General features: G+C 65.4%; 6 protein-coding genes. 4 read left to right on the top strand and 2 right to left on the bottom strand.

The window, feature by feature from the left end:
- On the top strand, positions 1 to 118 hold a 118-nt coding region (locus tag AACR77_RS15060; RefSeq protein WP_042882559.1), incomplete at its 5' end, for a TOBE domain-containing protein.
- Between the two features lie 67 nt (positions 119 to 185).
- On the top strand, positions 186 to 962 hold the full coding sequence (locus AACR77_RS15055) for an alpha/beta fold hydrolase (protein ID WP_042882557.1): 777 nt from the start codon (positions 186 to 188) through the stop codon (positions 960 to 962).
- 75 nt (positions 963 to 1,037) lie between these two features.
- Here the strand turns inward: AACR77_RS15055 and moeB are convergent, their stop codons facing one another.
- The gene (gene moeB / locus AACR77_RS15050) at positions 1,038 to 1,793 is read right to left on the bottom strand and encodes a molybdopterin-synthase adenylyltransferase MoeB (protein WP_042882555.1); all 756 of its coding nucleotides are present in this window, start codon (positions 1,791 to 1,793) and stop codon (positions 1,038 to 1,040) included.
- Positions 1,790 to 3,016, bottom strand: coding sequence for a molybdopterin molybdotransferase MoeA (gene moeA, locus AACR77_RS15045; RefSeq protein ID WP_042882608.1), 1,227 nt, complete (start codon positions 3,014 to 3,016; stop codon positions 1,790 to 1,792). Before moeA ends, moeB begins: the two co-directional genes overlap by 4 nt.
- Positions 3,017 to 3,386: 370 nt before the next feature.
- Between moeA and folE the strand changes: the two genes are divergently transcribed.
- Together folE and AACR77_RS15035 are read left to right on the top strand one after the other, a co-directional pair.
- Complete coding sequence (folE, locus tag AACR77_RS15040; RefSeq protein WP_010674171.1) at positions 3,387 to 4,043, top strand: GTP cyclohydrolase I FolE; 657 nt, start codon at positions 3,387 to 3,389, stop codon at positions 4,041 to 4,043.
- 251 nt (positions 4,044 to 4,294) lie between these two features.
- Positions 4,295 to 5,944, top strand: a complete 1,650-nt coding sequence (locus AACR77_RS15035) for a methyl-accepting chemotaxis protein (protein ID WP_042882553.1) — start codon at positions 4,295 to 4,297, stop codon at positions 5,942 to 5,944.
- The last annotated feature ends 22 nt before the right edge of the window (positions 5,945 to 5,966 follow it).

Here is a 5,966-nt window from a genome sequence, read left to right as displayed (position 1 = left end):
GGGGCAGCAGATACTGCTGGCCCGGATCCCCAGCCGCTCCGCGCAGCGGCTCGCCCTGACGCCGGCCATGCGCCTCTACGCCTACATCAAGGCGGTGAGCCTGGTGGGAGAGGGGTAGACAGGGGACCGGAGTACGGATTGGCTGGCCATGAGTGGCCGGCATGGCGTCGAGAAAGGGGGGACGGGTGCGTCGCAATCAGGTAATGAAATCCCATGGCTTGGCCCTGCGCAGTGCGGGGGAGGGGCCCTTGCTGCTCTTGCTGCACGGGCTGGGCTCTTCCAGCCTCGACTGGCAGGCGCAGATCGAGCGTTTTTCCGAGCGCTACCGGGTGGTGGCCATCGACTTGCGCGGCCACGGCCAGAGCATGCAGGAGGGGCCCTTTGACGTGCCCACCCTGGCGGCGGACGTGGCCCGCTGGCTCGACGAGCAGCCCGAGCCTGCCTGGGTAGTGGGGTTGTCGCTCGGTGCCATGGTGGCGCTGGAGCTGGCACTGCAACTGCCCCCCAAGGTGCAGGGGCTGGTGCTGGTCAACGGCTTCAGCGAATTTCTGCTGGAGACGCCAAAGGAGCAGGAGCGCTATGCCATGCGCCTCAAGTGGCTGCGCTGGTTCGGCATGCGGCCGCTGGCGTGGTGGCTCGGTCGCGAGCTCTTTCCCGGCCCCGATCTCGCCCAGGTGCGCCACACCTTCCGGGGGCGCTTCGTGCGCAACAAAAAGAAGACCTACAAGGCGCTGCTGGAGGCGCTGCCTGGCTGGTCGGTGCGGGCTCGTCTCGGCACCCTCTGGCAGCCGGTGGCCATCATCTCCACCAGTCACGACTATCTGCCCCTGGCGCGGCGGGTGGAGCAGTTCGCCTCCCTGCCCAATGCCACCATCCACACCCCGGATGGTCACCACGCCTGGCCGGCGGAAGATCCCGCCGGGTTCAATCATCTGTTGCAGCGGATCCTCTCAACCCATTGAGGGGAGCAGACAGCAGAGGTAGATAAAAAAGCCGAACCCCGGGGGTTCGGCTTTTTTGTGGGCGCGCTCTGCCGCTCAGGGCCTTGAGCAGACCGGGCAGTCGGGGCGCTTGGGAAGCTTCAGCTCGCGAAAGCTGCCACCCAGACCGTCGATCATCAGCAGGCGGCCGCTGTAGCTTTTGCCCATGCCCGCCAGCAGCTTGATGGCCTCGAGCGCCTGCAGGCTGCCCACCAGCCCCACCACGGGGGCCAGTACCCCCGCCTCGACACAGGTGAGGGCCTGATCGCCAAAGAGGGCGCTGAGACAGGCGTAGCAGGGTTCATCCTCCTGCCAGGTGAAGCTGCAGAGCTGCCCTTCCAACCGGATGGCGGCGCCGCTGACCAGGGGCACCTTGTGCTGGCGGGCACGCTGGTTGAGGAGGTTGCGGATGGCGACGTTGTCGGTGCAGTCGAGCACCAGCTGATGGCCTGGCAGCAGGGCATCGAGCAGCGCCTCGTCGGCGAGGGCGGCGTGGGTCTCCACCTCGAGCCAGGGGGTGAGGGCGCGCAGGGACGTCGCCGCGGACTCCACCTTGAGCTGGCCGATGCGCTCGTCGCTGTGCAGCACCTGGCGCTGCAAATTGGAGAGCTCCACCCGATCGAAATCCACCAGGGTGAGGTGGCCGACCCCGGCCACCGCCAGATACTGGCTGGCGGCGCAGCCGAGGCCCCCGGCGCCGATGACCAGCACGCGTGACTGCTTGAGCGCCTCCTGCCCCTCGAAGTCGAAGGATTTGAGCACGATCTGGCGGTTGTAGCGAAGGAGCTCGGCGTCGCTCAAGATCTCGCTCACAGCAGCAGCCCCGAGAAGGGCTCGACGGTGACCGTCTCACCGGCGGCTACCTTGCCGCGCTCCTGCTCGAGCACGATGTAGCAGTTGGCCCGGGACAGGGAGCTGAACACCCCGGAGTCCTGGGAGCCGGTGCTGCGCACCTCGAGGCCATTCGGGCCCACGCTCAGGATGCCGCGCTGGAAGTCCAGGCGCCCCGGGCTCTTCTTGAGCGGCGCTGTCGCCAGGGCCTGGAGGGGGTGCGGGCGTGCAAACTGCTGACCGGCGAGCCTGGCCAGGGCCGGTTGCACCAGCTGATCGAAGGTGACCATGGCGGAGACCGGGTTGCCCGGCAGACCGAAGAACCAGGCGTTTGGCAACCGGCCAAAGGCGAAGGGTTTGCCCGGCTTGATGGCGAGCTTCCAGAAGCCAATTTCCCCGAGCTCTTCGAGCAGTTGCTTGGTGAAGTCCGCTTCCCCCACCGAGACGCCCCCGGTGGTGATCAGGGCATCGGCCTCGCGGTCGGCCTGCAAGAAGGCGGCGCGCAGGGCCGCCGGATCATCGGGGATGATGCCAAGGTCCAGGCACTCACAGCCCATGCGGCTCAGCATCGCCTTGACCCCGTAGCGGTTGGAGTCGTAGATGTCCCCGTGCTGGAGCGGGGTGCCCAGAGGCTTGAGCTCGTCCCCTGTGCTGAAGATGGCGACCTTGAGGGGACGGCGCACCGTGACGTTCGCGATGCCAAGGGAGGCGAGCAGCGGCAGCTCCCTGGGGCTCAGGCGCAGGCCGCTTTCGAGCACCCGGGCACCCTGCGCCAGATCCTCGCCGCGGCGACGGATGTTCTGGCCAGCAACGGGGCGGGTCAGGAAAGTGATCCCGTTGTCGCCGGCTTGCGTTTCTTCCTGCATCACCACAGCGTCTGCACCCGGGGGCACAGGGGCCCCGGTCATGATGCGGATGCAGTGGCCAGCGGGCCACTCCCCCTCAAAGTGCTGGCCCGCAAAGGCCTTGCCCGCCACGGGGAGCGGCACCCCGGCGGCGAGATCCGCCAGGCGCACGGCATAGCCGTCCATGGCGGCGTTGTCGAAGGGGGGGACGAAGAGGGGGGAGCTTATCTCCTCGGCCAGGATCCGATCCAGCGCCTGGGGCAGGGGCAACTGCTCCGTCTCGCAGCAGCAGGTGAGTTGTTCCAGCATCCCTTGCAGGGCCTTGTCCAAGGGGAGGAGTGCACCGGTATCGAATCCCATCATCATGACCTCTCTGGTGTGTAGGGGGCGGATTATCCCAAAAATCCGCTCCGATGGGCAGGCCGAAGGTGCGGTAATGGGGGGCAGATGCCCCGGTGTGATCGGATTATGGGGCGCTATCCCGTTGAATTACCTCCTGATGGGTAACCAGAGCGAGGCTTGCGCGGGATGGCAGGTGGGGAAGAGGCGGCACGGCCGTGCGCCTTGCCCCCGAATGGGCAGGCCGGTGCGGACAAAACGGGGTGGTTTGGCATAAAGTCGGGCACCGGGCTTGAGTTAGACAGAATTATGACAATAATCGCCCTGTAAGATTGCGCCGCGGCACCATGCCGCAGGTCAGCACAGTCCCTGAGCGTGGGAGAGAAACACGATGACGAGCTTAAGCCAGGAAGCCCTGTTGGTCAGGGCGGCGCTCGAGGCCGAGGGCCTTGAGACACCTCTGGTGGCCAATGAATTGAGCGGCCAGCAGAAAAAGGAAAAAATCGAAGGTCATATGCGCGCCATCATGGAGACGCTGGGACTGGATCTGGCCGACGACAGTCTGGCCGAGACCCCGCACCGCATTGCCAAGATGTACGTGAACGAGATCTTCTCCGGCCTCGACTATGCCACTTTCCCCAAGGTGACGGTGATCGAGAACAAGATGAAGGTGGACGAGATGATCATGGTGCGGGACATCAGCCTCACCAGCACCTGTGAGCACCACTTCGTCACCATAGACGGCTTTGCCCACGTGGCCTACATTCCCCGCGGCAAGGTGATTGGCCTGTCGAAGATCAACCGCATCGTGCAGTTCTTCGCCCGTCGTCCCCAGGTACAGGAGCGGCTGACCCAGCAGATCCTGCTGGCGTTGCAGACCCTGCTTGGCACCAGGGACGTGGCCATCAGCATCAAGGCGACCCACTTCTGCGTGAAGGCCCGTGGCGTGATGGACTCCACCTCCTACACCACCACCACCTCCCTGGGCGGCGTCTTCAAGACCCAGCCCGACACCCGCGCCGAGTTCCTCGGTGGTCTGAAAGGGTAGTGCTCCCGGGGCCTGTCGCCGACAGGCCCCGGCTCCTTTCCCTCACTTTTTTTGAAAAATACCTAAAGTTGTGACCGTGTCGGTCGCTATGGCTCTCCGTGTTGTCGGACGGTCTGGTTGACGCCGACACCCCCAGGCCCGCCCTTGTGCGCGCCGACAGGGACGAGATGTGCTGCCAAGGAGGGTAGTGAAGGCGCAGGCCAGGCCTGCGCCCAGCAATGCCACTTGTTTTCCCCCATGCAGGACATGCCATGAACACCATGACGATAGGCAAAAAACTTACCGCCGGCTTTGCCGTACTCGGCCTGATGATGGCCTTTATCGGCGGCTTCTCGCTGTTTGAATTCAGCAAGATGAACCGCGCCGCCATCGGCTTTACCGACAGCATCCTGCCCGCCGTCGTGCGCACCAGCACCCTCGGCGAGACCATCAATGCCCTGCGCCGCTACGAACTGGATGTCTTCCTGGTGGCGGACGATGCCCAGCAGAAGGCCCGCTATCGCAACGAGAGCGAGAAGAGCCTGCAAGAGGCTGCGCGCCAGATAGTGGCCCACGATGGCACCATCTGGGCGGAGGATCGGGAGGAGCGCCGAGCCTTTGACATCGTCAAGGCGGACTGGGAGCGATATGTCGCCCTGCACCAGCGCATCCGGCAGATGCAGGACTCGGGACAGATGGCCGAAGCCCAGCACCTCTTCATGGGGGAGGGGGTCACCCTCTATACCAATCTGACCAAGTCGGTGGGTGAGCTTATCCGCATCAACCACGGCTACTCCGTGGGCTCCCGTGCCGAGGTGGTGGACGCCTTTGACAGCGCCAAACTGAGCGTGACCCTGGCCCTGGTGATAGGCCTGGCCCTGGTTGTCGCCCTCTCGGTGGTGCTGACCCGCCAGATCCGCGACCCGCTCATCATGCTGGCCCGTCAGGCCCAGCGCATCGCGAGCGGCGATCTCGGCCGGGGCGAGCTGCAGGAGTGGGTCCGCGGCAACCGCTTCAACCGCGACGAGCTGGGTCAGCTGGGGTCGGCCATCGACCGGATGCAGGGGGCACTGGCAGAGCTGGTGAGCGAAATCTCCGGCTCGGTGAGCCAGCTCAGCAGCGCGGTAGAGGAGGTGAGCGCCATCTCCGAGCAGTCCGCCAAAGGCATGGCAAGCCAGCAGGGAGAGGTCTCTCAGGTCGCCACCGCCATGAACGAGATGCAGTCCACGGTCAATGAGGTGGCTCGCAACACCACGGACGCCATGGGGGCGGCCAAGCAGGCTTCCCGCACCTCCACCCAGGGCAACCAGGTGGTACGCAGCGCCATCGGCAGCATAGAGCAGGTCTCCCGTCAGATAGAGCAGGCCGGGAGCGTGGTGCAGCAACTGGAGACCGACAGCGCCAGCATCAGCATGGTGCTGGACGTGATTCGCGGCATCGCCGAGCAGACCAACCTGCTGGCACTGAATGCGGCCATCGAAGCGGCCCGTGCCGGCGAGCAGGGCCGTGGCTTTGCGGTGGTGGCAGACGAGGTGCGCAGTCTGGCCCAGCGTACCCAGGCGTCCACCGCCGAGATCAGCAAGATGATCGAAGTGCTTCAGGAGCGCACCGCCGAGGCGGGCAGCGCCATGCAACTGAGCCGTCAGCAGATGCAGGAGAGCGTGGAGCTGGCGCGGGAGGCGGGGAGCAGCATCGACAGCATCAACGGTGCCGTCACCCAGATCACCGACATGAACACCCTGATCGCCACCGCCACCGAGCAGCAGAACGCGGTCACCGAGGAGCTCAATCGCAGCATCGTCAAGATCCACACCGCCGCCGACGAGAATGCCCAGGGGGCGCAGCAGACCGCCCAGGCCTGTGTCGAGCTGAGCAAGCTGGCCAATACCCTGCACCATATGACCCAGCGCTTCACCCTCTGAGTCTTGCTGCCACCCGGCACAG

The sequence above is a fragment of the Aeromonas sp. ZOR0002 genome (genome assembly GCF_963866995.1).
Taxonomy (GTDB): Bacteria; Pseudomonadota; Gammaproteobacteria; order Enterobacterales; family Aeromonadaceae; genus Aeromonas; species Aeromonas caviae.
Note: the sequence above shows the minus strand (reverse complement) of the source record. Positions and strands in the feature narration are given on the sequence as shown.

What these genes read in the sequence shown, in the direction of transcription:
- moeA (WP_042882608.1), bottom strand. Translation starts at nt 3,016, where the DNA reads ATGGGATTCGATACCGGTGCACTCCTCCCCTTGGACAAGGCCCTGCAA.
- AACR77_RS15035 (WP_042882553.1), top strand. Translation starts at nt 4,295, where the DNA reads ATGAACACCATGACGATAGGCAAAAAACTTACCGCCGGCTTTGCCGTA.
- folE (WP_010674171.1), top strand. Translation starts at nt 3,387, where the DNA reads ATGACGAGCTTAAGCCAGGAAGCCCTGTTGGTCAGGGCGGCGCTCGAG.